The organism is Streptomyces xanthophaeus, assembly GCF_030440515.1.
Taxonomy (GTDB): domain Bacteria; phylum Actinomycetota; class Actinomycetes; order Streptomycetales; family Streptomycetaceae; genus Streptomyces; species Streptomyces kutzneri.
The window spans coordinates 4521007-4547188 of record NZ_CP076543.1 but is presented as its reverse complement, the minus strand read 5'-3'; the positions used below and the strand labels follow the sequence as shown (position 1 = coordinate 4547188).

Annotated in this window: 25 protein-coding genes, 1 tRNA gene and 1 pseudogene; 14 read left to right on the top strand and 13 right to left on the bottom strand. The window is 72.7% G+C overall.

Annotated elements, in window-relative coordinates:
- Window positions 1–19: 19 nt before the first annotated feature.
- Window positions 20–256 (bottom strand): DUF3263 domain-containing protein, encoded by a 237-nt coding sequence (locus KO717_RS20140; protein ID WP_030031449.1) that lies wholly within the window; start codon window positions 254–256, stop codon window positions 20–22.
- A 47-nt stretch (window positions 257–303) separates the two neighbouring features.
- Window positions 304–1602, bottom strand: coding sequence for an extracellular solute-binding protein (locus KO717_RS20135; RefSeq protein ID WP_301369957.1), 1299 nt, complete (start codon window positions 1600–1602; stop codon window positions 304–306).
- Window positions 1603–1778: 176 nt separating this feature from the next.
- On the opposite strand from KO717_RS20135, the gene KO717_RS20130 reads away from it, so the two are divergent.
- The 3 genes from KO717_RS20130 (at window position 1779) to KO717_RS20120 (ending at window position 4892) form a co-directional block, all read left to right on the top strand.
- Window positions 1779–2711, top strand: a complete 933-nt coding sequence (locus KO717_RS20130; RefSeq protein WP_301374627.1) for an ROK family protein — start codon at window positions 1779–1781, stop codon at window positions 2709–2711.
- A complete protein-coding gene (gene nagA / locus KO717_RS20125; protein ID WP_301369956.1) occupies window positions 2711–3862 on the top strand; it encodes an N-acetylglucosamine-6-phosphate deacetylase in 1152 nt (383 codons plus the stop codon). The genes KO717_RS20130 and nagA overlap by 1 nt, the downstream gene beginning before the upstream one ends.
- 112 nt (window positions 3863–3974) lie before the next feature.
- Entirely contained in the window at window positions 3975–4892 is a 918-nt protein-coding gene (locus KO717_RS20120; RefSeq protein WP_301369954.1) for a 1-phosphofructokinase family hexose kinase, read from the top strand.
- 68 nt (window positions 4893–4960) lie between these two features.
- On the opposite strand, the gene KO717_RS20115 is transcribed toward KO717_RS20120, so the two are convergent.
- Window positions 4961–5971 (bottom strand): CBM35 domain-containing protein, encoded by a 1011-nt coding sequence (locus KO717_RS20115; RefSeq protein WP_301369952.1) that lies wholly within the window; start codon window positions 5969–5971, stop codon window positions 4961–4963.
- Between the two features lie 68 nt (window positions 5972–6039).
- A complete protein-coding gene (gene cdgB / locus KO717_RS20110; RefSeq protein WP_301369950.1) occupies window positions 6040–7815 on the bottom strand; it encodes a diguanylate cyclase CdgB in 1776 nt (591 codons plus the stop codon).
- A gap of 302 nt (window positions 7816–8117) precedes the next feature.
- Here cdgB and KO717_RS20105 point away from each other — a divergent pair, with 302 nt between their 5' ends.
- A complete protein-coding gene (locus tag KO717_RS20105; RefSeq protein WP_301369948.1) occupies window positions 8118–8687 on the top strand; it encodes a flavin reductase family protein in 570 nt (189 codons plus the stop codon).
- An 80-nt stretch (window positions 8688–8767) separates the two neighbouring features.
- On the opposite strand, the gene arfB is transcribed toward KO717_RS20105, so the two are convergent.
- Entirely contained in the window at window positions 8768–9193 is a 426-nt protein-coding gene (gene arfB, locus KO717_RS20100; RefSeq protein ID WP_030727527.1) for an alternative ribosome rescue aminoacyl-tRNA hydrolase ArfB, read from the bottom strand.
- Window positions 9194–9381: 188 nt separating this feature from the next.
- Between arfB and KO717_RS20095 the strand changes: the two genes are divergently transcribed.
- Together KO717_RS20095 and KO717_RS20090 are read left to right on the top strand one after the other, a co-directional pair.
- Window positions 9382–9957, top strand: a complete 576-nt coding sequence (locus KO717_RS20095) for a TerD family protein (RefSeq protein ID WP_030718836.1) — start codon at window positions 9382–9384, stop codon at window positions 9955–9957.
- Window positions 9958–10046: 89 nt separating this feature from the next.
- Window positions 10047–10565, top strand: coding sequence for a GNAT family N-acetyltransferase (locus KO717_RS20090; RefSeq protein WP_301369946.1), 519 nt, complete (start codon window positions 10047–10049; stop codon window positions 10563–10565).
- A gap of 12 nt (window positions 10566–10577) precedes the next feature.
- On the opposite strand, the gene KO717_RS20085 is transcribed toward KO717_RS20090, so the two are convergent.
- On the bottom strand, window positions 10578–11990 hold the full coding sequence (locus KO717_RS20085; RefSeq protein ID WP_301369945.1) for a M1 family metallopeptidase: 1413 nt from the start codon (window positions 11988–11990) through the stop codon (window positions 10578–10580).
- Between the two features lie 32 nt (window positions 11991–12022).
- Window positions 12023–12580, bottom strand: coding sequence for a GlcG/HbpS family heme-binding protein (locus KO717_RS20080; RefSeq protein WP_301369943.1), 558 nt, complete (start codon window positions 12578–12580; stop codon window positions 12023–12025).
- Between the two features lie 321 nt (window positions 12581–12901).
- Here KO717_RS20080 and KO717_RS20075 point away from each other — a divergent pair, with 321 nt between their 5' ends.
- Genes KO717_RS20075 through KO717_RS20065 form a run of 3 tightly spaced genes read left to right on the top strand, consistent with a single transcriptional unit; the run spans window position 12902 to window position 15263 of the window.
- Window positions 12902–14098, top strand: a complete 1197-nt coding sequence (locus KO717_RS20075; RefSeq protein ID WP_437184535.1) for a sensor histidine kinase — start codon at window positions 12902–12904, stop codon at window positions 14096–14098.
- Entirely contained in the window at window positions 14095–14715 is a 621-nt protein-coding gene (locus KO717_RS20070) for a response regulator (RefSeq protein WP_030009243.1), read from the top strand. The genes KO717_RS20075 and KO717_RS20070 overlap by 4 nt, the downstream gene beginning before the upstream one ends.
- A 44-nt stretch (window positions 14716–14759) precedes the next feature.
- Window positions 14760–15263: a hypothetical protein gene (locus tag KO717_RS20065; RefSeq protein ID WP_079405330.1), complete on the top strand. Its 504-nt coding sequence runs from the start codon at window positions 14760–14762 to the stop codon at window positions 15261–15263.
- A gap of 15 nt (window positions 15264–15278) precedes the next feature.
- Here KO717_RS20065 and KO717_RS20060 read toward each other — a convergent pair.
- Window positions 15279–16277: pseudogene (locus KO717_RS20060) on the bottom strand (glycosyl hydrolase); the annotation flags it as partial.
- Between the two features lie 155 nt (window positions 16278–16432).
- Complete coding sequence (locus tag KO717_RS20055) at window positions 16433–17116, bottom strand: pentapeptide repeat-containing protein (protein WP_301369939.1); 684 nt, start codon at window positions 17114–17116, stop codon at window positions 16433–16435.
- Window positions 17117–17201: 85 nt separating this feature from the next.
- On the opposite strand from KO717_RS20055, the gene KO717_RS20050 reads away from it, so the two are divergent.
- A complete protein-coding gene (locus KO717_RS20050) occupies window positions 17202–18194 on the top strand; it encodes a zinc-binding dehydrogenase (RefSeq protein WP_301374626.1) in 993 nt (330 codons plus the stop codon).
- 7 nt (window positions 18195–18201) lie between these two features.
- On the opposite strand, the gene KO717_RS20045 is transcribed toward KO717_RS20050, so the two are convergent.
- Window positions 18202–19092, bottom strand: coding sequence for an aminoglycoside phosphotransferase family protein (locus KO717_RS20045; protein ID WP_301369938.1), 891 nt, complete (start codon window positions 19090–19092; stop codon window positions 18202–18204).
- Window positions 19093–19707: 615 nt separating this feature from the next.
- Here KO717_RS20045 and KO717_RS20040 point away from each other — a divergent pair.
- Window positions 19708–21093, top strand: coding sequence for an NAD(P)/FAD-dependent oxidoreductase (locus tag KO717_RS20040; protein WP_301369936.1), 1386 nt, complete (start codon window positions 19708–19710; stop codon window positions 21091–21093).
- Here the strand turns inward: KO717_RS20040 and KO717_RS20035 are convergent, their stop codons facing one another.
- The 3 genes from KO717_RS20035 to KO717_RS20025 all read right to left on the bottom strand — a co-directional run bounded on the left by KO717_RS20035 (window position 21094) and on the right by KO717_RS20025 (window position 23379).
- Complete coding sequence (locus tag KO717_RS20035; RefSeq protein WP_301369935.1) at window positions 21094–21513, bottom strand: hypothetical protein; 420 nt, start codon at window positions 21511–21513, stop codon at window positions 21094–21096.
- Window positions 21510–23219 (bottom strand): right-handed parallel beta-helix repeat-containing protein, encoded by a 1710-nt coding sequence (locus tag KO717_RS20030; protein WP_301369933.1) that lies wholly within the window; start codon window positions 23217–23219, stop codon window positions 21510–21512. Before KO717_RS20030 ends, KO717_RS20035 begins: the two co-directional genes overlap by 4 nt.
- 86 nt (window positions 23220–23305) lie before the next feature.
- Window positions 23306–23379: transfer RNA gene (locus tag KO717_RS20025), tRNA-Thr, on the bottom strand.
- Between the two features lie 184 nt (window positions 23380–23563).
- Here KO717_RS20025 and KO717_RS20020 point away from each other — a divergent pair.
- The 3 genes from KO717_RS20020 to KO717_RS20010 all read left to right on the top strand — a co-directional run bounded on the left by KO717_RS20020 (window position 23564) and on the right by KO717_RS20010 (window position 26096).
- Window positions 23564–24652 carry an ABC transporter ATP-binding protein gene (locus tag KO717_RS20020; RefSeq protein WP_301369932.1) on the top strand — a complete coding sequence of 363 codons (1089 nt, stop codon included), beginning with the start codon at window positions 23564–23566 and terminating at the stop codon, window positions 24650–24652.
- A 225-nt stretch (window positions 24653–24877) separates the two neighbouring features.
- Window positions 24878–25291 (top strand): hypothetical protein, encoded by a 414-nt coding sequence (locus tag KO717_RS20015; protein WP_301369930.1) that lies wholly within the window; start codon window positions 24878–24880, stop codon window positions 25289–25291.
- Window positions 25292–25319: 28 nt separating this feature from the next.
- Window positions 25320–26096: a nucleotidyltransferase family protein gene (locus KO717_RS20010; RefSeq protein WP_301369929.1), complete on the top strand. Its 777-nt coding sequence runs from the start codon at window positions 25320–25322 to the stop codon at window positions 26094–26096.
- Window positions 26097–26182: the final 86 nt, after the last annotated feature.

Genomic DNA, 26182 nt, shown 5'->3' with positions numbered 1-26182 from the left:
GGCGGTGCCACGGCTACGGCTATCGCCGGGCTCGCTGGGCCTCGCGGATCCTGCGCAGCCGGTTCACCGTGCCCGGGGCGTGGGCCAGTGCCCGCGGGTCGTCCATGAGTGCGTTGAGCAACTGGTAGTAGCGGACGGGGGTCATCCCCAGCCCTTCCCGGATGGCCCGTTCCTTGGCTCCGGGCCCGGGCCAGGTGCGTCCCTCGTACGCGAGCACCGCGGCCTCCGTGGCCGTCAGCTGCCCCTCGTCCGTCATACCGCCAGATTAACGCCGCGCTCTGACACCCGGCCCGCCGCCACCGGTCAGCGCGGGTCCGCGGCCCGGGCGGCGGTGGCGATCTGCTCCAGCACCTTCGCGGGCTGTCCGCCCGGCTGGACGGTCTTGCCGATGTTCTGCTTGATGTCCTCGCTGACGCCCGCCCAGGACTTCTTGCCGACCGGGTACAGCCGGGAGCTGGGCAGTGCGGCCAGGAAGGGCTTCAGCTGCGGGGCCGAGCCGCCGGTGGCGGCCTGCTTGGCCTGGTAGCCGCTGGTGGTGGCGGGCAGCAGGTCGTACTTCTCGGTGAAGGCCGTCACGTTCTTCGGCTGGTACAGGAAGTCCAGGAACTTGCCGGACTGCTGGCGGTGGCCGTTCTTGAAGGCCATGACCCAGTCCGCGACGCCCATCGCGGGCTGGTCGCTGCCGTCGGACGTGGGCAGCGGCACCATGCCGAACTTCACGCCCTTGGCCGCGGCCTGCTTGAGCAGCGTCGGGTGCCCGTTGAGCATGCCGACCTCGCCCTTGGTGAAGCCGTCGAAGGCGGCCTGGCGGTCCAGCTTGCCGGGCTCCACGGGGCCGGTCAGCCCCTGGCCGACCATCTTGTCCCGCAGGAACTCCAGTGCCTTGACGTTGGGGGCGGAGTCGATCGAGTACGACTCCTCGTTGTCGGTGTAGCCGCCACCGCCCGCGAGCATCCACATCATCGTCTCGGCCTGCGCCTCCTCGCGGCCCAGCGGCAGCGCGAAGGGGGTGGGCACGTTCGCGGCCTTGAGCTTCTTGGCGGCGGCTTCGAGGTCCGCCCAGCTCTTCGGCTGCCAGCCCTTGGCGTCCTTGCCGATCACGCCGGCGTCGGCGAGCAGCTTCTCGTTGTAGAAGAGCAGGCGGGTGCTGGAGACGAAGGGCATGCCGTACTGGACCTGCTTGACCTTGCCGGCGTCCGCGAGCGGCCCGAGGAAGTCGGCCTCGGTCTTCACGGAGAGCAGCTCTTCCGCCGAGTACAGCTTGCCGGCGGCCGCGTAGTCGGAGTAGGCGCCGATCTGGGCTATGTCGGGGGCCTTGCCGGCCTTGACCATCTCGGCGACCTTGGCGTCGACCTCGGACCAGGAGTAGACGCTGACCTCGACCTTGGTGCCCGGGTTGGCCTTCTCGAAGCCCGCGGCGAGGTCCTTCCAGTACGCCTCGGAGGAGTTCTGCGGATTGTCCCCGTAGTCGGCCGCCACGACCCGCAGGGTCACCTCGTTGTCTCCGGTGAGCCCGCCGATGGCTCCGCAGCCCGTCAGCGTCACGGCAGTCAGGCACAGCGCGGCGCCGGACGCGGCCAGGCTCAGGTAACGGCCCTTCACAGTTCTCCATCCACCCCTTCTTGTACGTACGATCCACGTAAGGTCTACACCACTTTGGCGGCTCGTCCACATCGGGCTCCCGACCTGGGTCCCGAATTTGTATGGCCGCTCAACAATCTCCCTCATTGGACTAGACCTTTCCCCGCCGAGCACGCGAGACTGTCTCTGTGAAACCCGTGAAACACGTCATCGCCCTCGATGTGGGCGGCACCGGGATGAAGGCCGCCCTCGTCGCAGGCGACGGCACCCTGCTCCACGAAGCGCGCCGGGCCACCGGCCGCGACCGGGGCCCCGACGCCGTCGTCGAGACGATCCAGGACTTCGCCGCCGAACTGCTCGACACCGGCCGGGAACGCTTCGGACGGCCCGCCTCGGCCGCCGGCGTCGCCGTCCCGGGCATCGTCGACGCCGAGAACGGGATCGCCGTCTACGCGGCGAACCTGGGCTGGCGCGACGTACCGATGCGCGCGCTGCTCAGCGGCCGCCTCGGCGGCATCCCGGTGGCCCTCGGCCACGACGTGCGCACGGGCGGGCTCGCCGAGGGCCGCATCGGCGCCGGCCGGGGCGCCGACCGCTTCCTCTTCGTCCCGCTCGGCACCGGCATCGCCGGAGCCATCGGCATCGCCGGCCGCATCGAGGCCGGAGCCCACGGGTACGCGGGCGAGATCGGGCACATCGTGGTGCGCCCGGGCGGCCCCGCCTGCGGCTGCGGCCAGCACGGCTGCCTGGAGACCCTCGCCTCCGCCGCGGCCGTCAGCCGCGCCTGGGCGGCCGCCTCCGGCGACCCGGAGGCCGACGCCGCGGACTGCGCCAAGGCCGTCGCGTCCGGGGACGCGCGCGCCCGGGAAGTCTGGCTGGCCGCCGTCGGCGCCCTCGCCGACGGACTGGTCACCGCCATCACCCTGCTGGACCCGCGCACGCTGATCATCGGCGGCGGGCTGGCGGAGGCCGGGGAGACCTTGTTCACACCACTACGGACGGCCGTGGAGGAGCGCGTGACGTTCCAGCGGCTCCCCCACATCGTTCCGGCTGCCCTCGGGGACACCGCCGGATGCCTGGGCGCAGGGCTGCTCGCCTGGGACCTACTCGCCACGGAGGTACCTGCCTGATGTCCGGAAGCGCGCACAGCACTGTTCTTTCGGGCGCCAGGGTGGTGCTGCCCACCGGAACGGTGGCGAACGGCAGGGTCATCGTCGACGGCGACCGGATCGCAGGCAGCGCCCACGAGGGTGCGCGGACCGTCGACCTGACCGGGCACTGGATCGTCCCCGGCTTCGTCGACATGCACAACCACGGCGGCGGCGGCGCCTCGTTCACCTCCGGCACCGCCGAGGACGTCCTGAGGGGCGTCCGCACCCACCGCGAGCACGGCACCACCACCCTGGTCGCCTCCACCGTCACCGGGGACCTGGACGAACTGGCCCGCCGGGCGGGCCTGCTCGCCGAGCTGACGCAGGCGGGCGAGATCGCGGGCATCCACTTCGAGGGGCCGTTCATCAACCCCTGCCGCAAGGGCGCCCACAAGGAGGACCTGCTCCGCGACCCCGACCCGGCCGAGGTCCGCAAGCTGATCGATGCCGCGCACGGCGCCGCCCGCATGTTCACCCTCGCCACCGAGCTGCCGGGCGGCCTGGACTCCGTACGGCTGCTCGCCGAACACGGGGTCATCGCGGCGATCGGCCACACGGACGCCACGTACGAGCAGACGCGCGCAGCCATCGACGCGGGCGCGACCGTGGCCACCCACCTCTTCAACGCGATGCCGCCCCTCGCCCACCGCGAACCCGGCCCGATCGCCGCACTGCTGGAGGACGAGCGCATCACCGTCGAGCTCATCAACGACGGCACCCACCTCCACCCGGCGGCCCTGGAACTGGCCTTCCACCACGCGGGCGCGCACCGCGTCGCGCTGATCACCGACGCGATGGACGCGGCCGGCTTCGGCGACGGGACCTACCACCTGGGCCCGCTGGAGGTCGAGGTCAAGCACGGCGTGGCACGGCTGGTGGAGGGCGGCTCCATCGCCGGATCGACGCTGACCCTGGACACCGCGTTCAAGCGCTCGGTGACCCTCGACAAGCTGCCGGTGGAGTCCGTGGTCCAGGCGATCTCCGCCAACCCGGCCAAGCTGATCGGCCTGTACGACGAGATCGGCTCGCTGGAGCCCGGCAAGTACGCGGACCTCGTCGTGCTGGACGCCGCGTTCGACGTCACCGCAGTCATGCGGCGCGGCGAATGGATCGTCAGCCCGCCCTCCTGACCGGTGATCTGACGGCCGAGCGGCCGTACGGAGGGAAAACGGTCGGCCCCGGGACTGGGCCGACCGCCCTGCGTTTGGCATGATCCCGGCAGCATCAGACCCGGGAGTGCCGATGATCCTTACCGTGACGCTCAACACCGCACTCGACGTCACGTACCAAGTGCCGAGGCTGCTTCCGCACGCCTCGCACCGGGTCTCCGCCGTCACCGAACGCGCCGGCGGCAAGGGGATCAACGTCGCGCACGTCCTGGCCGCCCTCGGCCACGAGGTGACCGCGACGGGCTTCGCCGGCGGCCCCGTCGGCTCCGTCGTCCGGGGGCTGCTCGCACGGTCCCCGGGGGTGGTCGACGCCCTGGTGCCCTGCGCGGGCACCACCCGCCGCACGGTCGCCGTGGCCGACGCGGCCTCCGGCGACACCACGCAGTTCAACGAGCCGGGGCCGCTGATCACGGCAGCCGAGTGGTCGCGCTTCCTCGCGCGCTACGAGGACCTCGTGTCCGGTGCCCGGGCCGTCGCCCTGTGCGGCAGCCTCCCGCCGGGCGTGCCGGTGGGCGCGTACGCGCTGCTCGTACGGTCGGCCCGCGCGGCCGGGGTGCCCGTCCTGCTGGACACCGGCGGCGAGGCCCTGCGCCGCGGGGTCGCCGCCCGCCCGGAGATCATCAAGCCGAACGCCGCCGAACTCGCCGAGCTCACCGGATCCCGCGACCCGCTCCCCGCCACCCGGGACGCCCGCCGCCGGGGCGCCCACGCGGTGGTCACCTCACTCGGCCCGGACGGCCTGCTGGCCGCCACCGCCGAGGGCTGCTGGCGGGCGGCCCCACCGCGCCGGCTCTCCGGCAACCCGACCGGAGCCGGCGACTCCGCGGTCGCCGGCCTGCTGTCCGCGCTGGCGGAGGGCCTGGACTGGCCGGAACGCCTCACCCGCGCGGTCGCCCTCTCCGCGGCCACGGTCCTCGCCCCGGTGGCGGGAGACTTCGACCCCCGCACCTACGAGGAGGTACGGGGGTCGGTGAAGATCACGACGGCCTAGCCGGCCTGGACGGCCTGGCCGGCCTGGCCGGGGCGGGCCGGGGCGGGCCGACGGGGGCGCGGGGCGGATCAGCCCTGCTCCAGCCAGAGCTGGTCGAGGACGACCTCGCACTGGTTGCCCGCCTCGCACGAGATCTTGATCGTGTTGGCGCCCTGCTTGAGTTCCACCAGCGAGTAGGTGTTGGTCCAGCCCTTGGCCCAGTCACCCGCGGCGGCCTTGGAGAAGTTCGCCATGTTGACCGGCCGGGTCTGCGCCTCGCCGTTGATGGTCAGCGTGGTGTTGGCGTCCTTGCCCGGCACCCCGTAGGTCATCTTCAGCTTGTACTTGCCCGCCTTGGGGACTTCCAGCGACCAAGTGGCCGCCGCGCCCTGCGCGTTGAGGCCGCCCACGTACTGGCCGCCCTCGCTCTTCGCGCCCGGCACCGTGTTCTGCAGCACCGCACCGCCCGTGAGGGACATGCCGCTGCCGGCGAAGTCGGCCTTCGGCAGCGGGGCCTGCGAGGGCTTCGGGCTGCTCGGGGCCTGGCTGGCCGGGTTCTGCGGGGCCGCCGACTGCTGGCCCTCGTTCGCGGTGGGCTGTTCCTTGCCCTTGTCCTTGTCACCGAACTGCAGTGCCGCGACGATGCCGATCACGACCACGGCGACCACCGCGACGGCCGCGATCAGCAGACCGCGCCGGCTGGACCCGCCGGCACCGCCACGACCGCCGCCGTGACCGCCCGGCTGCCCGACCGTCTGCGTCTGCTGCGACGGAACGTTGTAGCCGCCCGCCTGGAGCGCTTCCGGGGCCTGGTACTGGGCCTGGTAGCCGGGGGGCTGCTGCGCGGGACCCTGCTGGTGCGGGACGGGGCCGCGCTGGCCGCCGTTCCTGCGCTCGCCGACCGTACGCACCTGGTGGTGCGAGGTGCGGGGGACGCCGGGCTGACCGCCGGCCGACGCGCCCGGGTAGCCGTATCCACCGCCCGATGCGGGCGGGGTGGCTCCGGCCGCCTGGCCATCCTCGTAGAGATAGCCGAACGGATCGTCGTCCTCGGGCTTGTTCGCCCCACCGTGCGGGCCGTTGTTCGCGGGCGTCGTCATCGCAGGTCACTCCTTTCGACCCCCGGGAGCCTACCCCGAACACGTGCGCCCACGAGCGGCAGACCGCGTCATCCCGCCCGGCGATGGGCCTTCGACCGGGACCTCTTCTCGATGTACATCCGCTGGTCGGCGGAGCGCAGCACCTCGTCGGCGGACATCCCGCAGCTGGCCCATCCGATGCCGAAACTGGCCCCGACCCGCACCGCACGGCCGTCCACCCGGATCGGCGGGATGATCGCGTTGCGCAGCCGGACGGCGAGGTCGGCGGCGTCGGCGGCGCCCAGGCCGTCGGCCAGGACGACGAATTCATCACCACCCAGCCGGGCGACGGTGTCACCGTCCCTGACGCCGGTCGTCAGCCGCCGGGCCACCTCGATCAGGACCGCGTCGCCCGTGTGGTGCCCGAACCGGTCGTTGATCGACTTGAAGCCGTCCAGGTCGCAGAAGAGGACGGCGAGTCCCTTCGTCCCGTCGTCGATGTCGGTCGCGGGCGCCACCGTGTGCACGTGGTGGTCGTAGGGACCGTCCGACGGGGCGGGCGGCGCCCCGGGGAATTCGAAGGGGTCGGACCCGGAGAACCGGTCGGGGCCGTCCGCGTGAAACCCGTGCTCACCGGCACCACCCGCCTCCGCCCCCACCGGGTGCCCGTCGTGCGCCGCGGGCGCCGCATGCCCCCCGTGGGCCCCGTGCGCCGTGTGCCCGTCGTATCCGTCGCGCCCCTCGAAGGCCGCGTCCAGCGCCTCGATCGCGGTGGCCCGTGCCGACTGTGGCCTACGGCACAGCCGGGCGCCGAGCCGGGCCCGCAGCTCGGCGCTGTTGGGCAGGCCGGTCAGCGAGTCGTGGCTGGCGCGGTGGGCGAGCTGGAGCTCGTGCCGCTTGCGCTCCTCGATGTCCTCGACGTGCGTGAGCAGGAAGCGGGGCCCGTCGGCGGCGTCCGCGACGACGGAGTTGCGCAGCGAGACCCATACATACGTGCCGTCGCGGCGGCCCAGCCGCAGCTCGGCGCGGCCGCCCTCGGCGGAGGTGCGCAGCAGGGTGCCGATGTCCTCGGGGTGGACCAGGTCGGAGAAGGAGTAGCGGCGCAGGACGGAGGCGGGCCGCCCGAGCAGCCGGCACAGCGCGTCGTTGGTCCGCAGCAGCCGGCCGTGCTGGTCGCCGCCCATCTCTGCGATGGCCATGCCGCTGGGCGCGTACTCGAAGGCCTGGCGGAACGACTCTTCACTGGCCCGCAGCGCCTGCTGCTCGCGCTCCAGCCGGACGAGCGCGCGCTGCATGTTCGCCCGGAGCCTGGCATTGCTGATCGCAATCGCCGCCTGGAAGGCGTACATCTGGAGCGCTTCGCGGCCCCAGGCGCCGGGCCGGCGGCCGTTGCGCGGTCTGTCCACCGAAATGACACCCAGAAGTTCCCCGCCGGACGCATACATCGGGGCGTAGAGCCGGTCCTCGGGGTGCCACTCGTCCTCGAAGCGCGGATCGGGGCCGTCGGTGTGCCACTGCGGGACGTCGTCCTCCATGAGGACCCAGCCCTCGGTGTGCGGGATGAACCTGAGCCCGTCCCAGTTCTCACCCATCGTCAGCCGGCGTTCCCAGGAGGCGCGGGAGCCGACGCGGCCGGTGATGAGGGCCTCGGCGGCGGGGTCGCCGGCGAAGGCGGCGACGACGAGATCACCGTCCGGGCGAACGAGGTTGACACAGGCGAGTTCGTAGCCGAGCCCCACGACGATGCCGTCCACGACGGTCTGCAGAGTGTCCGCCAGGCTCCGGGCCGTATTGAGCTCGGCCACCACCCGGTGCAGCTGCCGCAGGGTCGCAAGACGGACGTACGGCTCCGACTCGGTCTCCATTGCTCGCTCTCCCCGAGACCTCGACAGCAACTCCAGGTTTGTCATCGGCGTTTCGTTGCGGTGTCCCGTCCACTGAATCACAGTGAGCTGTGCGGCAGGTACACAGGGTCAACAAATCTTGCCCTCTGTGACTCAAGTCACATCAGGTGAATATCGGTGCGCAGTGGGGTCGTGCACGGCTGGGAGCGCTCCCTCCCATTCCCGTGAGCAAACGATACGCCCGGGCCTAGGCCAAGGGGCGGGGACGCGACTCGGACCAGGGCCCGATGTGCGGCGCGGAAGGGCGAGATTAGCGTTTCAGCGTGCTGAAGACGACCCCCGTACCCGCCCCGTCCCACGGAACCCCCCATGCTGAGGGAGTGAGCAATGACGAGTTCCGGGCCGCGATGTCCCGGCTGGCGGCGGGCGTGTGCCTGATCACCGCGCACGAGCCCCCGCTGACGGCTGACGGCCCGCGCGGCGAGGACGTCGGCATGACGGCGACCGCCTTCATGTCCGTGTCCCTGGACCCGCCCCTGGTCCTGGTGAGCCTGCGCGAGGGCTCCCGGATGGACGACCTGCTGGCGGAACAGCCCCTGTGGGCGGTGTCGGTCCTCGCCGACCACCAGCTCCAGGTCGCCGGCCGCTTCGCGATGAAGGGCCGCATCAGCGACCGGCTGCTCTTCGCCGACCTGCCGTACGTACGCGGCGAGGCCTCCGGCGCACCCCTGCTGAGCGGCGCCCTGGCCACCCTGGAATGCCGTACGGAGAACCGCGTCGAGGCGGGCGACCACACCCTGGTCGTCGGCCGGGTCCTGACGGCCGGCCTGCCGTCCCCGGACGGACAGCCGCTGACGTACTTCCGCGGGCGCTACCGGCACCTGGGCTCGTAGGGCCCCGAGCGCTCGTACGGCGCGCAGAACCCGTGGCGCCCGCAGGGATCCCGAGATGCGTAAGACGGGCACGGGCGGGGCTACCAGTCCCGCCCCGTGCGGCCGCGCTTGGTCTCGGCCCGTGCCTTCTTCTCCCGCAGCCGCCGCTCGTTGATCCCGCGCGGGATCTTCGTCGCCCGGCGCTGCTTCGGCGGCGGCGCCGTCGCCTCGGCCAGCAGCGAGGCCAGCCGGACCAGCGCCATCTCCCGGTTGCGCAGCTGCGAGCGGTGCTCGGAGGCCCGTACGGTCACCACCCCGTCCACCAGCCTCGCCGCGAGCCGCTCCAGCGCCCGCTCCTTCCACACCTCGGGCAGCGCCTTGGTGGCCGCCAGGTCGAACAGCAGCTCCGCACGGGAGTCCGAGGTGTTCACGTGCTGACCGCCGGGCCCCGAGGACCGCGAGAAGCGCCAGGCGAGCTCTCCCTCGGGGAGCACGACCGAACCGCGGATGACATAAGGACCAGGCATGCCCCTATGATCCGCCCCCGGCGCGGCCGCCGTCACCCGTATTTACCGCCCGCCCCGTCCGGCCCGCGGAGATTCGCCGTCACGGACAATTCACGACGGGAACCCGACCGGCCTCTCGTCGCGTTATAGGGGGCAGCGGTAGTTTGACCGCCTGTACGTGCATGTTGGATGAGGAAAGGGACATTCCCATGGCTGTCAGCCTGTCCAAGGGCGGCAACGTCTCGCTCACGAAGGAGGCCCCGGGCCTCGCTGCCGTCACGGTCGGCCTCGGCTGGGACGTCCGTACGACGACCGGTGTCGACTTCGACCTCGACGCCTCGGCCATCGCCGTCAACCCGACGGGCAAGGTCGTCTCCGACGGCCACTTCGTCTTCTTCAACAACAAGTCCACCCCGGACCAGACCATCGTCCACACCGGTGACAACCGCACCGGCGAGGGCGCGGGCGACGACGAGGCCATCAACGTCAACCTCGCCGGCCTCCCGGCCGACGTGGACAAGATCGTCTTCCCGGTCTCCATCTACGACGCCGAGGCCCGCAGCCAGAACTTCGGCCAGGTCCGCAACGCGTACATCCGCGTCGTGAACCAGGCCGGCGGCGCCGAGATCGCCCGCTACGACCTCTCCGAGGACGCCGCGACCGAGACCGCCATGGTCTTCGGCGAGCTCTACCGCAACGGCGCCGAGTGGAAGTTCCGCGCGGTCGGCCAGGGTTACGCCTCCGGCCTCACCGGCATCGCGCAGGACTTCGGCGTCAACGTCTAGGACCGCCCGGTCCGGCAACCGCCGGACACCAGCGCTGGTGAAGCCCCCTCCCGGCCGTCCGGGGAGGGGGCTTCGCTACCGTTCGGCAGGTGATCCTGCAACCGCTCGTCCCGATCGACGGCGCCCTTCCCGGCCCGGTGCTCACCGAGATCGCCGCCCTCTACTCGACGAACCACGCGTTCTTCGAACTCAGCGGAGACTTCCCCGACCCGGACCGCATCACGGTCGAACAGGTCGCCGCCGCGCTCGCCGGTGAACTCGCCCACGACAGCGCCGAGGTGCTCCTCGCCCGCTCCGCCGGCCGCCTCGTCGGACTGGCCGCCACCCTCGCGCAGGCACCCGCCGACGACGACCCGGACCCATGGATCGGCCTGCTGCTCATCGACGCCACCGCACACCGCGAGGGATACGGCCGCGCCGTCGCCACCCTGGTCGAGGACCGCTTCCGCGCCGCCGGACGCGCGGGCGTACGCATCGCCGTGCTGGACGGCAACCCCAAGGCCCTCGCCTTCTGGCAGTCCCAGGGGTACGTCACCCTGCGCAGGTCCAAGGACCGCGAGAGGGGCCGCGACTGCACCGTGCTGCGCAAGCCCCTCGAAGCCCCGTAACGGACCGCACCCCTACGCGGGGCGTTCCTTCCCGTACAGCCACACGTCCCAGACCTTCTTCAGGTCGTGCCCCGTCTTCTCCTCGGCGTAGGCGGTGAACTCGGCCGTGCTCGCGTTCCCGTGCCGGTGGTCGGCGGCCCAGCCGCGCACCAGGGCGAAGAACGTGTCGTCGCCCACCTCCTGCCGGATCCGGTGCAGGACCATCGCGCCGCGGTAGTACACCGGGGCCGCGGTGATCTCCTTGGGCCCGGGCGGGGAGGCCGGCGGGAAGGCGTCCCAGTCGACACCGGCGTCCTCGTCCACGTCCGTGTCCCCGGCCAGGAACGCCTCGAAGTGCTGCCGCGCCGTGGGCCCGCCGTGGTCCTCGGCCCACAGCCACTCGGCGTAGGTCGCGAAGCCCTCGTTGAGCCAGATGTCCTTCCAGGACTTCGGCGACACCGAATCGCCGAACCACTGGTGCGCGAGCTCGTGCACGACGAGCTCCTCGTTCTTGGGCGCGCCGGAGTAGACGGGCCGGCCCTGGGTCTCCAGCGCGTAGCCGAGGGTCCCGGCGGGCGCCACGATCGCTCCCGCCGTGGCGAAGGGGTACGGGCCGAACCGGCCGCTGCCCCACTCCACCATCTCCGGCAGCCGTGCGAGCGGACCGGTGCTCGCGGCCTCCTCCCCGGGCGCCACGGCACTGTAGAGGCCGGTCCCCGAGGGCGTCCGCCCGGTCGTCACCTTGTACGGCCCGATCGCGGCGGTCGCCAGATAGCTCGCCATCGGCTCCGGACTGTGCCACGCGAAGGCCGTCCGCCCGTCCGCGTCCTCGGTACGGGAGCGCAACTCGCCGTTCGACACCGCCTCGTAGCCACGCGGAACGGTGAGGGTGATGTCGTACGCGGCCTTGTCGCTCGGGTGGTGGTTGCCGGGGAACCAGGTCATCGAACCGACCGGCTCGCCGACGGCGACCGCACCGTCCGCCGTGGTGATCCAGCCCTCCTTGGAGCCGTCCGGATCCGCGAGGGGTTTCGGCTTCCCGCTGTAGTCGACCTCCGTACGGAAGACCTCGCCCTTCTCCAGGTCCTCGGCGGGGCGCACGGTCAGCTCGTTGCCGGTCCGGTTGTACCGGGCCCCCTCGCCCTGGACGGTCACGCCCTCGACGTCCAGGCCGCTGAAGTCCAGGTTGAAGGAGCTGAGCGCCTGCTCGGCACGGGCGGTGATCACGGCCGTACCGTGCAGCTGCCCGTCGGCGGGGTCGTAGTCCAGGTCCAGCGCGTAGTGGTCGACCTGGTAGCCGCCGTTCCCGGCCCGGGGGAAGTACGGATCACGGAGCCCCGACGCACCCGGCCGCCCCTGCACCGTGTCCCCCGTACACCCCGTGGTGAGGGCGAGCAGGGCGGCGACGGCAGGGGCGGCGAGGCGGGAGAGAGCACGGGGTTCCACGCACTCGATCCTAGGCGGGCCGGCCGGGCGGGCTACTTGCCGAGCGCGTCCACGCCCGCCTTGGCGAACTTCTCGTCCAGGTCACCGCTCGGGGCGCCGGCCACACCGACACCGGCGACGGGCGCGCCGTTCGCCTGGACCGGGGTGCCGCCACCGAGGAAGAGGGTGCCCGGGATGTCCTTCAGGTTCGGGGTCTGGGCCAGCCGGCCCGCGAGCACCGAGGTCGGGGCGTTCCAGGACACGGCGGTGAAGGCCTTGCGCTGCGCCGACTCGTAGGACTGCGGACCCGCGCCGTCTCCGCGCAGGGTGACGATGGTGTTGCCGTTGCGGTCGACGACGGCGACCGTCACCTTCTGGTTCTCCGACTCGGCGGCCTTCAGAGCGGCCTCGGCGGCGCGGGTCGCGGCGTCGATGGTGAGGTGCGTGGTCGTGGTGAAGTTCTTGTCGGCCGGCCCGTCCTTCTTCGAGGCGACGGACGCCGAAGCGACGTCGGAGGCGGGGGTCGCGCTGGCGCTCACGGCACCGAAGGCTCCGGCGCCCAGGGCGACGGCGAGGGCGGTACCGGTGAGAACGCGGGTGCGGGTGTTCATCTCTGCTCCTGAGAACGGTGGCACGGTGGCACGGGGTCGGCATCGGGTCGGTCCGGGCCGGTCGGACCGGCTCCTTCACTGCTCCAAGCCTCGGCCCGGAACCCCCCGCACCCCGTCCCCGTACCGGCTCGCCCCACCCACCCCACCGGCTGACCCGAGGGTCGTCCGATCGGTCGATGCGGCCCGCCTCCGGCGAGGTATTTCCTGGTCACGGCCCCGCGGGCCCCGCCTACCCCTTCAGCCCCGCCGCTCCCCCAAGCCCCGCCGACGATCGAGGCGCGGGGCGCGGGGCGGAGCCCCGGAACGACGCCGCAGGCGACAATGAACGCGACCCCCGCACACCAGGAGCAACCGGTGAGCCACCCCACCAGCAAGCCGGACACCCGAACACTGACCACGGTCGCCCACACCGCGTTCTTCCTGCTCCTCGGCGCCTCGGTGGTCCGCTTCCTGCTGCGCCACCCCGGCGAACCCCGCACCCCGTGGATCATCGCCCTCAGCGTCACCCTGGCCCTGCTCTACGTCCTCGGCCCCGCCCTCGGCGCCGCCCCCACCGCCCGGCGGCTGCTGTGGCTCGGCCTCGTCGTCACCACCTGGATGGTCCTGGTCGTCCTCGCGCCGAGCTTCGCCTGGTGCGCCGTACCGCTGTTCTTCACCGCGCTGCGCACCCTCCCGCCACGCGCAGCCATCGTCCTCGTGGCCCTCCTCACCGGCTTCGTGGTGATCGCCCAGCTCAAGCTGGCCAAATCCTTCGACCCCAACCTCCTCCTGGCCCCGCCCGCCGTCGCCGCCCTCGCCACCGCCGTCTTCGTCCACATGGAACGCCAGGCCCAGGCCCAGCGCACCCTCATCGACGACCTGATCCGCACCCGCCGCGAGCTGGCCGCCACCGAACGCCGCGAAGGCACCCTCGCCGAACGGCAGCGGCTCTCCATGGAGATCCACGACACCCTCGCCCAGAACCTGTCCAGCCAGCAGATGCTCCTCCAGGCCGCGGACCGCACCTGGGACACCGACCCGGCCACCGCCCGCGCCCACGTCCGTACCGCCACCGGCATCGCCGCACACGGCCTCGCCGAGGCCCGCCGGCTCGTCCACGACCTGGCACCGCCCGAGCTCGCCGACGGCGCCGGCCTCGCCGAAGCCCTGCGCTCCCTCGACGCCGGCCCGGAGATCGAGGTCCGCTTCCACCTCGAAGGCACCCCGGCCCCGCTCCCCGACCGCGTCCAGTCCGCCCTGCTGCGCATAGCCCAGGGCGCGCTGGCCAACGTCCGCGAGCACTCCGGCGCCCGTACGGCCGCACTCACCCTGAGCTTCCTGGGCGACCAGGTCGTCCTGGACGTCGCCGACGACGGCCACGGCTTCACCGAACCCCGCGCCGACGCCGCCGACCGCGGGCACGGCCTCCCGGCCATGCGGGCCCGCGTCCGCCAGCTCGGCGGCACCCTGACGATCGAATCCACGCCGGGCGAGGGCACCGTCCTCTCCGCGGCCATCCCCCTGGAGCCGGCCCCATGACCACGATCCTCCTCTGCGACGACCACGTGGTGGTCCGCGCCGGACTCCTGGCCCTGCTCGGCAGCGAGCCCGACATCGAGGTCCTCGGCGAGGCGGGCAGCGGCGAGGAGGCCGTCGCCCTCGCCGCGAAGCTCCACCCCGACGTGGTCCTGATGGACCTCCAGCTCGGCGAGGGCATCGACGGCGTCGAGGCCACCCGCCGCATCACGGCGCTCCCCCGGCCCCCGCACGTCCTGGTCCTCACCACCTACGACACCGACGCGGACATCACCCGCGCGATCGGCGCCGGCGCCACCGGCTACCTCCTCAAGGCCGAACGCCCGGAGGAGCTCTTCGCCGCCATCCACTCCGCGGCCCAGGGCCGCACCACCCTGTCCGCGCCGGTGGCCAGCCGGGTCATGGCCCACATGCGCGGCACCCGCCCCACCCTGACCGACCGCGAACTCGACATCCTCGGCCAGCTGGCCCGGGGCCTGGGCAACCGCGACATCGCCCGCGCCCTGTTCATCAGCGAGGCCACCGTCAAGACCCACCTGGGCCGCATCTACGACAAGCTCGGCGTCGACACCCGCGCGGGCGCCGTCTCCGTGGCCAAGGAACAACGCCTCCTGCCCTGACACCGGAGGTGAACGCCCCCGGCACCCGTGACACCATCGGCTACGTGCTCGACATCGGCTACTCCCTCTCCCGGCGCTTCCCCGACCCCCCGCAGACCGACTACCGCTCCGCGGACGTCCACACCCTGCGGCACGACCTGTTCTGCGGGGACGTCTACCTCGCCGACACCAACGCGGACCGGGAAGTGTCCACAGCCTGGGGATGGGTGCCCGTACTGGACTTCGCCTGGGCCCTGTGCGACATCGTCGAACAGCTCGACAAGGACCCCCGCGGCAACCGCTCCGCCAACCGGCAGTACGCCGAACTCGACTTCACCGAGTCCACGGACCGGATGCTCTTCGAGCGCCGCTTCGGATGGGTCGACGTCGAAGCCGACTGGATGCCGGCCGAGGAAGCCCCGCTGACCTTCAGCCACCGCCTGCTGCGCCGCGAGGCCCGCGACTTCCTGCACGACCTCATCGCGGACCTGATCGACATGCACGACGGCCTCGCCGACAACCCGGCCATCTGGACCCTCCAGGCCCGCTTCCCCCGCGTCCCGGCGTAGTCAGACCGGCCCGCCGGACAGGAACTCCCGGAACACCTGTGTGGAGCGCGGGTTCTGCCCGCACTGCCACACGCCGTGCGGGCAGTAGTCGGTGATGCTCTGGTAGAGCGGCTCGTGCTCGGCGAACCAGGCCAGCATGGACCGCACGTACTCGGGGTTGTCCCCGTGCCGGAACAGCCCCCATTCGGGGTACGAGATCTGCTTGCCGTGCGCCTTCGCGAAGTCGACCTGCTGCTGGAGTCCGTAGGGCTGGGTGACCTGCTCGTCGAAGGTACGGCCGGGCTCCTGGTCGTAGGAATCCATACCGACGACGTCGACCACGTCGTCACCGGGATAGCAGCTGGTCCAGGCGATCGCGTCACTCCCTCGGTTGGGGGCGTAGTCGAAGAGGAACCGCTGCCCCTCCACCGAACGCATGGCGGCCACGATGCGCCGCCAGTACGTCTTCCAGTTCTCGGGGTCCGGACGACACCGGTGGGTGTAGTTGAAGCCGTTCATCTCCCAGCCGAGGACGATCACCGTGTCCGGCACCCCGAGGTCGACCAGACGCCGGGCCAGCTGCCGGAAGTGGTGGTCGTTCGCCCCCTGGGCGCCGGAGCGGATCAGCTCCGCGACCCGGCCGTCGGGGACACCGGCCTCGTTGCGCTCCTGCATGGGCACGTTCAGGACGAACAGCCGATCGGCCCGCTCGTTGCGCCACCGTGCCCAGGTGCGCAGGGAATCGGGTGCCCCCTCGATGTTCTCCCAGGTGTCGCCGGGCAGATAGGTGTGCCCGGCGCGCAGCTCGGCACCGCCGAGCCACCGCGAGAGTTCCTGCATCCGCTCGACGCCGGGCGAGCCGTAGTGGAGATAGGCGCCCACGGCGGTCCCTGAGCCCTCGGCGCCCTCGGTCCCCGCGCTGCCCCCGGCCCCGTGCCGCGGCGGCGGTGTGCCGAGGACGACCCACACGACGAGCAGACCGAGCGCGACCGCACCGGCACAGGCGCCCGCCAGCCGGCGGCCCCGATGGGACATGACACCTCCACAGGCCTCGTGCACCGATGTGTCTGCCTGCGACGTTAGACACCCCACCCGCCCGGGCACCAACCCACTCGGCCATACGCCGCAACCACCCCACCATCCCGGCCCGCCGGTGTTCGAGGTGCGGGGCCGGGCAGCACCCGGCGGGGCTACGCCAGCACCCGCACCCCCAGCTGGGAAGCAAGCGCCGGGGCCAGGTCGAACAGCTGCGCCGGGCTGATCACCGCCCCGGCCAGCGCCTCCACCCCCCGCGCGATCTCCAGCACGGACGCCTCCCGCAGATCCACGTCCGCCATCCGCACCCCGCTGAAATCCACCCCCCGCAGCGCACAGTCCCGGAACTCCATCCGCTCCAGCACCGCTCCCGCGAAGTCCGGCTCCACCAGCACGCACCCCTCGAAGACCACGTCCTTGAGGTGCGCCTTCCGCAGGTTCAGGTAGTCGATCTTGCCCCCGCGAACCACCACCCGCTCCAGCACCGCCCCGTGCAGCTGCACCCCGCCCAGCCGCGCGTCCACCACCTCCACGTCCCGCAGCGAGGCCCCCGACAGGTCCGTCCCCACCCCCCGGACCCCCTCCAGCACCGAATCCAGGACCCGCGCCTTCGCCAGCCCCGCCTCGTCCAGCGCACACCGCCGCACCGCGCAGTCCATGAACCGGGACCCGATCCCCTCCTGCCCCGCCAGGTCGAGATCCGCGAACTCCACCCCGTCGTAGTCCCCGTCCGGCTCCAGCTCACCCCCGTCCCACACCATCAGCTGCGGCAGCCTCAGCTCCGGCCGCCGCGCCGCCTTCACCGTCTGCTGCCGCCCCTGCTGTCCTTTGCGCGCCATACCCCCATCGTGAACCACCCCACTGACAACGGCCGCCCTTGACCTCAACCCCGCTCGAGGTCGCACCGTGGTCGCCATGACCACCATGCGCGCCATCCGCCTCCACGCCTTCGGCCCCGCCGAGAACCTCTCCTACGAGCACACCGACGCCCCCGTCCCCGCCCCCGGCCAGGTCCGCATCGCCGTCGCCGCAGCCGGCGTCCACCTCCTGGACACCAGCCTCCGCCGAGGCGTCCAGGGGCCGCCCGCCCCGCTCCCCGAGCTCCCCACCATCCCCGGCCGCGAGGTCGCCGGCACCGTCGACGCCCTCGGCCCCGGCACCGACCCCGCCTGGCTCGGCCGCACCGTCGTCGTCCACCTCGGCTTCGCCCCCGGCGGCTACGCGCAGTACGCCGTCGCCGACGCCGACCGCCTGCACCCCGTACCGCCCGGCCTCGACCCCGCCGAAGCCGTAGCCATGATCGGCACCGGCCGCACCACTCTCGGGATCCTGCAGTTCGCCGACCTCGGCCCGGACTCGGTCGCCCTGATCCCCGCCGCCGCCGGCGGCATCGGCACCCTCCTCGTCCAGTACGCGGTCAACGCCGGCGCCACCGTCGTCGCCCTCGCCGGCGGCCCCGCCAAAACCGCCCGGGCCTCCGCCAACGGCGCCCACCTCGCCCTCGACCACACCGACCCCGGCTGGGCCGACGCCGTACGCACCCACCACCCCGACGGCGCCACCGTCCTCTTCGACTCCGTCGGCGGCGCAACCGCCCGCACCGCCCTCGGCCTCCTCGCCCCCGGCGCCCGCCACCTCGTCTTCGGCTGGTCCGGCGGCCCCCTCCACCTCACCGACACCGAACGCGCCGACCTCGACGCGCGAGCCATCACCACCCAGGGCGTCCTCGGCCCCACGATGCTCCAGCGGGTCGGCGCCCCCGACCCCCTGCGCGTCCTGGAGACCCGCGCCCTCGCCGAGGCCGCCGCAGGCCGCCTGCGCCCCGCCGTGACCCGCTACCCGCTCGCCGAGGCCGCCACCGCCCACCACGACCTCGAAACCCGCGCCACCACCGGCAAGGTCGTCCTGGAACCCTGACCGCCCGTCACCGCTCCAGGAGCACCTCGGCGACCGTCAACTGTTCCTCGTCCAGCCGCACGTCACCGTCCGCCACGTCCCACAGGCAGTTCTGCAGCACCCGCCCCAGCGTCCAGGCCCGCGCCCGCTCGCGCTCCAGCCCCGCCACCTCCGCCAGCAGGTCGAACCGCCACCGCACGTCCCCGGCCCGGAAGTTGTTGATGATCGCCGGCATCAGATCGAAACCCGGATCGCCCGCCAAGGGCTTCGGATCGATCGCCAGCCACGGCTCCCGGCCGCCCGCCAGCACGTTCCCGTAGTGCAGATCCCAGTGCAGCAGCCGGTCCCCCGGCTCCCCCACGACCTCCGCCACCGCCGCCGCGCAGTCCGTCAGCAACCGCCGATCCCGCGCCTCCACCAACTGCCCCAGCGCCCGCGGCACCTCCTCCAGCATCCCGGCGGCCATCTCACCGAGCCCCCGCAGCCCGGCCGGAGCCGGCACCGCCGTCAGCCGCGCCAACAGCTCCCCGACCACCACCACCGCCTGCCGCGCGTCCTCACGCGCGAGCGCCGCCAGATCCCGCCCCTCGTCCAACCGCTCCAGCAGCAGGGTCCCGGTGTCCACGTCGTGCTCCAGCAGCCGTACGCACCCCTCCCCGTCCCACGCGCGCAGCGCGACCGGCTCCCCCACGCTCTCCTCGTCCACCGCCACCAGCTTCAGCACGGCCCCACTCCCGTCGGCCCGCTCCACCGGCAACACCAGCGCCGTCACCCCGTGCATCACCGGCCCGGTCCGCCGCAGTTCCCACCGCTCCAGAAACCGCGCGGCCCGCCCGGGCAACGCGGCGATGAACTCCCGCCCCGCGTCCCCGTTGTACGTGACCTGCGCCTCGATCAACGCCTGAGGAATCTCGACCATGCCGTGACCGTAGCCCGGAGCTCGGCGGTGTGTCCGGTGCGGGCCGTTGCCCCTGCGGGGTGCTCGGTGTACGGCGGGTCCGGATCCCCGCCGGGCTCCGCCCGGACCCGCGCCTCAATCGCCGGCGGGGCTTCAAAGGGTGGGCCGGTGCCCCGCACGAGGATCTCCTCGGCTCGGCGCCTTCGGGCTTGTCACGGCCAGGCGGCCGCGGTCGCGCCTCGTCCTGCGGGGACCCTCCTGCGTGCCCCCACCCCACGGCAGGGCTTCGACAGCGACGGCGTGAGGGGTGGGGGGACGGGGCGGGGTGTCCCCGCAGGACGAGCGCGCAACCACCGAGAACAACCGAGACAAGCCCGCACGCGCCGAGCCGAGGAGACACCCCGCCCCGGCCCCCCACCCCGCCACCAACCGACAAGCCCTCATCTTCAGCCTCGCCGGCGTTTGAGGCGCGGGTCCGGGCAGAGCCCGGCACACGGCCCGCACCCGGCACACGGCAGCGCGCCATACACCGCCGAGCCGCCCGCAGGGCACCCGGCAGACGGCCACCCCCACCGGCCCGACGCACGACATCTCGTCCCTGGACACCCTCCCGGAACGAGGTGTACCAAATCCCCCATGACGATCAACGGCGGTATTTCCTTCTGGTACGCGTCCGAGCGACCCGGCACCCCGGCCACCCCACCCCGCGCACCCCTCACCGCCGACACCACGGCCGACGTCGTCATCGTCGGCGGCGGCTACACCGGCCTGTGGACCGCCTACTACCTCAAGCGCGCCGCCCCCGACCTCCGCATCACCGTCCTGGAACAGAAGTTCTGCGGCTACGGCGCCTCCGGCCGCAACGGCGGCTGGCTCTACAACGGCATCGCCGGCCGCGACCGCTACGCCGCCCTCCACGGCCGGCCGGCCGCCCGCCGCCTTCAGCAGGCCATGAACGAGACCGTCACCGAGGTCATCGACGTCACCGCCAAGGAAGGGATCGACGCCGACATCCACCGCGGCGGCGTCCTCGAAGTCGCCCGCACCCCCGCCCAGCTCAGCCGCCTGAAGGCCTTCCACGCCCACGAGGCCGCCTTCGGCGAGAGCGACCGCGAACTCCTCGACGCCCCCGCCACCCGCGCCCGCATCGACATCGCCGACGCCGTCGGCTCCAGCTGGAGCCCCCACGGCGCCCGCATCCATCCCCTGAAGCTGGTCCGGGGGCTGGCCGCCGCCGTCGAAGCCCTCGGGGTGGTCGTCCACGAGTCCACGCCCGTCACCGAGATCGCCCCGCGCCGGGCCGTCACCCCGTACGGCACCGTCCGCGCCCCCTACGTACTGCGCTGCACCGAGGGCTTCACCGCCGCCCTCAAGGGCCAGAAGCGCTCATGGCTCCCCATGAACTCCTCGATGATCGTGACGGCCCCGCTCCCCGCCGAGACCTGGTCCCGGCTGGGCTGGTCGGACAGCACGCTCCTCGGCGACATGGCCCACGCGTACATGTACGCCCAGCGCACCGCGGACGACCGGATCGCGATCGGCGGCCGCGGGGTCCCGTACCGCTTCGGCTCCCGCACCGACCACGACGGCCGGACCCAGCCGGCCACCGTCTCCGCCCTGACCACCCTCCTGACCTCCTTCTTCCCGCAGCTCGCGGGTACGGAGATCACCCATGCCTGGTCGGGTGTGCTCGGCGTGCCCCGGGACTGGTGCGCCACCGTCGCCCTGGACCGCGCCTCGGGCCTGGGCTGGGCGGGCGGCTACGTGGGCTCGGGCGTCGCCACCTCCAACCTCGCGGCCCGCACCCTGCGCGATCTGGTCCTCGGCGAGTCCACCGAACTGACCGCCCTGCCCTGGGTCGGCCACCGCGTCCGCCGCTGGGAGCCGGAACCCTTGCGCTGGCTCGGCGTCCAGGCCCTCTACGCCGCCTACCGCGAGGCGGACCGTCACGAGAGCACCACCCACCGCCCGACGACCACCCCGCTGGCCCGCCTGGCCGACCGGATCTCGGGCCGTCACTGATCAGACGGCCGAGGTCAGGCCCTCGATCGCCGTCCGGGCCCATTCCTGCGCCCCCACCGCCGTCCCGGCCACCACTCCGGTCGCCACCGGTGCCAGGGCTCCCTTGAGCGCGGCCAGGGCGCGGCGCAGCCGGCCCTGGTCGGGCTCGCCCGTCCCGGCGACCTCCGCGAGGACGTCCTGGGCGGCGGCCTCGGCGTCCTCGCGGTCCCGGCCGGGCAGACCCGCCTCGGGGAGCTGCCGCAGCAGGTCGGCGACGAGGGCGGCGAGGGCGGCGACGGCGGCCTCGGAGCCGGGCGCGGGCGCGGTGTTGTTCTGCTGGTTCTGGGTGACGCTGTCGTTGCCCCAGGCGAACTGGGCTCCGGAGACGGCGCCGTGGAAGACCGGCCCGGACCGGTCGGCGTTCTGCTGCTGATCGCTCATGTGCGGTTACCGTCCTCGTTCGTCGTCTGGTTCAGGACGGCGTGGACGTTGTTCCACGCCAGCTGGACATCGCGGACCGGGCCGTTGAAGACCGGTCCCTCGTAGTGGTGGTGGACGACCGTCGGGTCCGGTTCGGTCCGGACGGCCTTTTCGAGCACCGGCAGCGACGTACGCAGTCCGGCCAGGTCGACGAGCCCGTTGTGCAGGATGCCGAGCTGCCCCGTCCCGGTCACGGAACAGCCCTCCAGCCGGCCTCCGGCCCGGTCGACGAAGCTCGCGCCGCTCACCGCGCAGTCGGCGAGGGTGACGCCGACGGCCTCCAGCCGGGCGGAGTCCCTCGCGAAGACGCCCAGTCCGTCGCTGCCGGTCACGGTGAGGTTCCGCGCGACGACCCGTGCGCTGCCGAAGGCGGCCGCCCCGCCGGTGGTCACCGCCTCGGCCCGGCAGTCGTGCAGGAGCAACTGGGACTCCTCCCCGGCGCCGAAGGCGAGCGCCGCCCGCTCCACCGACATCCGGCGCAGCGTCACCCAGGTCTGCCCGAGAGCGGTCACCGCGGCCATGTCGATGTCCCGCATCACCCCGTCGGTGACCTCGGCCTGTGTGCCGCCGTTCCCCTTGGTCTCCAGCCCGGACGGGCAGCGTTCCACCGTGACGTGCTCGAAGACGGCGGTGGCCCCGTCGTGGACCCGCAGGGCGGCGCTGGTCAGGTCCCGGACCTCGATCCGGGTGAACCGGCCGCGGCCGCCGTCGGTGACGGCGACGCCGACCTTGCCACCGGTGACACGGCAGCCGTGGACCTCCGGGGCGCCGCCCCGGGTCACGTAGACGGCGACGTTGCCCGCTCCGGAGATCTCGCAGTTCTCGAACCGGCCGCGGCCGCCGTTGTTGATGTCGAGGCCGGTGTCGCGGCAGCCGGTGAGCACGCAGTCGCGCACCACCGGGTCGGCGCCGCTCGCCACCGCGATCCCGAACTGCGCGTCCACGACGCGGGTGCGCTCCACGCGGCCCCGGGACTGCTCGATGTACGCGATGCCCTCCGCCTCCACGGATTCGACGAGGCAGTCGGTCACGGTCAGTTCCGCCTGCGCGCCCGCGAAGACCGCGGCCATCCCGGTGCGGGTCAGCACGCATCCCTCGATCCGGGCCTGCCCGCCGCTGACGCGGATCCCGTGGATCCGGCTGCCCTCGATCCGGCTGCCTGCGACCGAGAGCCGGCCGCCGTCGATCACGGCGAGCGCGTTGTCCGCGGCGTCGGTGAACCGGCAGCGCTCGACGAGCCCGGCGGCCCCCGCGAGCAGGACCCGGCCGTGCAGGACCGTGCTGTCCCGCAGCGTCACCGAGGTGCCCGGCCGGGCGTGGAGCGCGACACCGTCGTAGGCCCGGATCTCGGTCTGCTCCAGCGTCAGCGTCCCCGCGTGGCAGCCCACCACGTCGGCGTCCCGGCCGACGAGGACGAGCCCCTGGACGACCGCCGGCGCGAAGGAGTCCAGGACGGCGCCCCGGGGCCGTGCCACCACGACCGAACCGGGCCCCCCGACCGCGATCAGGCGGACCTCGCCGCGGACGGTGAGCGTCTCCTCGTAGTGGCCGGGCTCGATCTCGATCACCGCCGCCCGGCCGCGCCTGGCCGCCTCGGCGAGGGCGGAGGTGATGTCCCGGTGGGCGCGCCGGCCCCCGTGCGGTGAGACGACGTACCGCGCGACCATTCCCGCCTCCCCTGACGGACAGCCCCCGAACGGTCAGAGGCCCTGCCGTCCGCTCGGACGACAGGGCCTCTGGTGTACTTCCTCGGAGCCCCCTGTCGGATTCGAACCGACGACCTACGCTTTACAAGAGCGTTGCTCTGGCCAGCTGAGCTAAGGAGGCGCAACCGCCCTCACTCTACACAGCGGCCCACATCGCGTAATGCGAAATTCGACACCTTCCCGGTGCTGACAGGAGCCGTCCCGGCGGGTAGCGTCGAGCGGAAGTCCACCTGGTGGACTAGACCCATTCTTCCTTCCACTCGGATCGTCCGGCACGTTCCTGCCGGTAGAAGGGATTCATCACCATGGCTTCTGTCACTTTCGACAAGGCGACCCGGCTGTACCCCGGCGGCGACAAGCCCGCCGTCGACCAGCTCGAGCTGGAGATCCAGGACGGCGAGTTCCTCGTCCTCGTCGGCCCGTCCGGCTGCGGCAAGTCCACCTCGCTGCGCATGCTGGCCGGCCTGGAGGACGTCAACGGCGGCGCCATCCGCATCGGTGACCGCGATGTCACGCACCTGCCGCCCAAGGACCGGGACATCGCGATGGTGTTCCAGAACTACGCGCTCTACCCGCACATGTCCGTCGCCGACAACATGGGCTTCGCGCTCAAGATCGCCGGCGAGGACAAGGCCACCATCCGCAAGAAGGTGGAGGACGCGGCGAAGATGCTCGACCTCACCCAGTACCTCGACCGGAAGCCGAAGGCGCTCTCCGGCGGTCAGCGCCAGCGCGTCGCCATGGGCCGCGCCATCGTGCGCAAGCCGCAGGTGTTCCTCATGGACGAGCCCCTGTCGAACCTCGACGCCAAGCTCCGCGTCTCCACCCGCACGCAGATCGCGGCGCTCCAGCGCGACCTCGGCATCACCACCGTCTACGTCACCCACGACCAGGTCGAGGCCATGACGATGGGCGACCGCGTGGCGGTCCTGAAGGACGGGCTGCTGCAGCAGGTCGACACCCCGCGCAACATGTACGACCGCCCGGCGAACCTCTTCGTCGCCGGCTTCATCGGTTCGCCGGCCATGAACCTGGTCGAGGTCCCGATCACCGACGGCGGTGTGAAGTTCGGCGACAGCGTCGTCCCGGTGTCCCGCGAGGCGCTGTCCGCGGCGGCCGACGCGGGCGACCGCACCGTCACGGTCGGCGTCCGCCCGGAGCACTTCGACGTCGCCGAGACCGGCGGTCTGACCATCGTCGTGAACGTCGTCGAGGAACTCGGCGCCGACGGCTACGTCTACGGCTCCACGACCTCCGCCGAGGGCTCGCAGGACCTCGTGGTCCGTGTGGGCGGCCGCCAGGTCCCGGAGAAGGGCTCCAGCCTCCACGTGGTGCCGCGTGCGGACGAGATCCACGTCTTCTCGACCTCCTCCGGCGAGCGGCTCTCGGCCTAGCAGCTCCCGCAGGTTTCGCCGTCGTTGGAGGGGCGTCCCGTCAAGGGGCGCCCCTTCGGCGTCCGTTGCCCGTCCGCCGCCCGCCGGGACGCACGGCAGGAACCCCGGCAGACCGGGCCATTCGGCCCCAACCGTCAACCCCTAATTCGAAAAACCACGTCGAACCATCCCCCGACAGGGTGACTAAATGTCGCCAAATCTTCACCGAGCGCTACTCTCGCCCTCGTGACCCACACTGCCCGCCGTATCGGCCGTTCCCTCGCCCTGGTCCTGCCCGTCGTCCTGGTCCTGTCCGGGACCCTCGCGGTCACCATGGTCCCCTGGGCGGACACGTCGTCCTCCCAGATCCTGACCGCCTCCGCCGAGGACGTCTCCGTCCCCGCGAAGCCGCGTGCCGCGCACGAGGTGCTGCGCGATCAGCTCGTCGGTGAGCTGCAGCAGGGCGGGCGGCCGGACGACGTACTCACCCACCTCCAGCAGGAGGTGGACCGGCGGCCGTCGCTCGCCGAGCACTGCGTGGGGATCGCGCGGGCGCTGGGCCGGGCCGCCGTGGACGCGTACGGCCCCACGAAGGCCCAGTCGTTCGCCCGGCCCGTCTGCGACACCTCGTACGCCTCCGGCGTCGCCTCCATGGGCTGACGCGCGCCACCTCCCTACGCTGGCCGTCATGACCGACGACCACCGATCCGCTCCATCCGCTCCGCCCGCTCCCTCCGCAGCCGCGTTCCCCGCCGCCCCCACCCAGGCCGTCGTCCTGGCGGGCGGCCAGGGTTCGCGGCTGCGTCCGTACACGGACGACCGTCCGAAGCCGATGGTCGAGATCCCGGGGACGGGGGTGCCGATCATCGGGCACCAGCTGGCCTGGCTGGCCTCCGAGGGGGTCACGGACGCCGTGGTCTCCTGCGGGCACCTGGCCGAGGTGCTCCAGGAGTGGCTCGCCGGGGCCCGGTTGCCGCTGCGCGTGACCACGGTGGTCGAGGAGGAGCCGCTGGGGCGCGGCGGCGGTCTCAAGTACGCCGCCCGGCACCTCCCGCATCCCGACGGGGCCTGGTACGCGACCAACGGCGACATCTGGACCCGCTTCTCGCTCCGCGAGATGGCCGCCTTCCACGCGGAGCGCGACGCGGTGGCCACGCTCGCGCTGGCCCGGCCGCGGATCCCGTGGGGGGTCGTGGAGACCAACGAGTTCGGGCAGGTGCTGGACTTCATCGAGGCGCCGCCCTCGCCCTATCCGGTCAACGCCGGCGTGTACGTCTTCAGCCCCGAATTCGTCGCCCTGCTCCCGGACTTGGGGGACCACGAGCGCACGACGTTCCCGCGGCTGGCCCGTGAGCGGCGCCTCGCGGGCTTCCCGCTGCCGCAGGGGGCCTACTGGCGGGCGATCGACACGGCGAAGGACCTCACCGAGGCCGCCCGGGAGTTGGCGGCGCAGAAGGGCGCCTGAGGCCCCGCACGGCCCGACCCGGTGCCCGTACGTACGCGGCTTCGCGCGCCCGGCACACGCACGGGGGCCCGGCACGCGCGCGCGTG

Bases quoted from the DNA above. Each gene is read 5' to 3' on its own strand.
- KO717_RS20050 (WP_301374626.1), top strand. From the start codon at position 17,202: ATGCGCGCCATCCGCCTCCACGCCTTCGGCCCCGCCGAGAACCTCTCC.
- KO717_RS20070 (WP_030009243.1), top strand. From the start codon at position 14,095: ATGACCACGATCCTCCTCTGCGACGACCACGTGGTGGTCCGCGCCGGA.
- KO717_RS20045 (WP_301369938.1), bottom strand. From the start codon at position 19,092: ATGGTCGAGATTCCTCAGGCGTTGATCGAGGCGCAGGTCACGTACAAC.
- arfB (WP_030727527.1), bottom strand. From the start codon at position 9,193: ATGCCTGGTCCTTATGTCATCCGCGGTTCGGTCGTGCTCCCCGAGGGA.
- KO717_RS20035 (WP_301369935.1), bottom strand. From the start codon at position 21,513: ATGAGCGATCAGCAGCAGAACGCCGACCGGTCCGGGCCGGTCTTCCAC.
- cdgB (WP_301369950.1), bottom strand. From the start codon at position 7,815: ATGGAGACCGAGTCGGAGCCGTACGTCCGTCTTGCGACCCTGCGGCAG.
- KO717_RS20115 (WP_301369952.1), bottom strand. From the start codon at position 5,971: ATGACGACGCCCGCGAACAACGGCCCGCACGGTGGGGCGAACAAGCCC.
- KO717_RS20075 (WP_437184535.1), top strand. From the start codon at position 12,902: ATGAACGCGACCCCCGCACACCAGGAGCAACCGGTGAGCCACCCCACC.
- KO717_RS20120 (WP_301369954.1), top strand. From the start codon at position 3,975: ATGATCCTTACCGTGACGCTCAACACCGCACTCGACGTCACGTACCAA.
- KO717_RS20080 (WP_301369943.1), bottom strand. From the start codon at position 12,580: ATGAACACCCGCACCCGCGTTCTCACCGGTACCGCCCTCGCCGTCGCC.
- KO717_RS20020 (WP_301369932.1), top strand. From the start codon at position 23,564: ATGGCTTCTGTCACTTTCGACAAGGCGACCCGGCTGTACCCCGGCGGC.
- KO717_RS20095 (WP_030718836.1), top strand. From the start codon at position 9,382: ATGGCTGTCAGCCTGTCCAAGGGCGGCAACGTCTCGCTCACGAAGGAG.
- KO717_RS20055 (WP_301369939.1), bottom strand. From the start codon at position 17,116: ATGGCGCGCAAAGGACAGCAGGGGCGGCAGCAGACGGTGAAGGCGGCG.
- KO717_RS20140 (WP_030031449.1), bottom strand. From the start codon at position 256: ATGACGGACGAGGGGCAGCTGACGGCCACGGAGGCCGCGGTGCTCGCG.
- KO717_RS20040 (WP_301369936.1), top strand. From the start codon at position 19,708: ATGACGATCAACGGCGGTATTTCCTTCTGGTACGCGTCCGAGCGACCC.
- KO717_RS20030 (WP_301369933.1), bottom strand. From the start codon at position 23,219: ATGGTCGCGCGGTACGTCGTCTCACCGCACGGGGGCCGGCGCGCCCAC.
- KO717_RS20010 (WP_301369929.1), top strand. From the start codon at position 25,320: ATGACCGACGACCACCGATCCGCTCCATCCGCTCCGCCCGCTCCCTCC.
- nagA (WP_301369956.1), top strand. From the start codon at position 2,711: ATGTCCGGAAGCGCGCACAGCACTGTTCTTTCGGGCGCCAGGGTGGTG.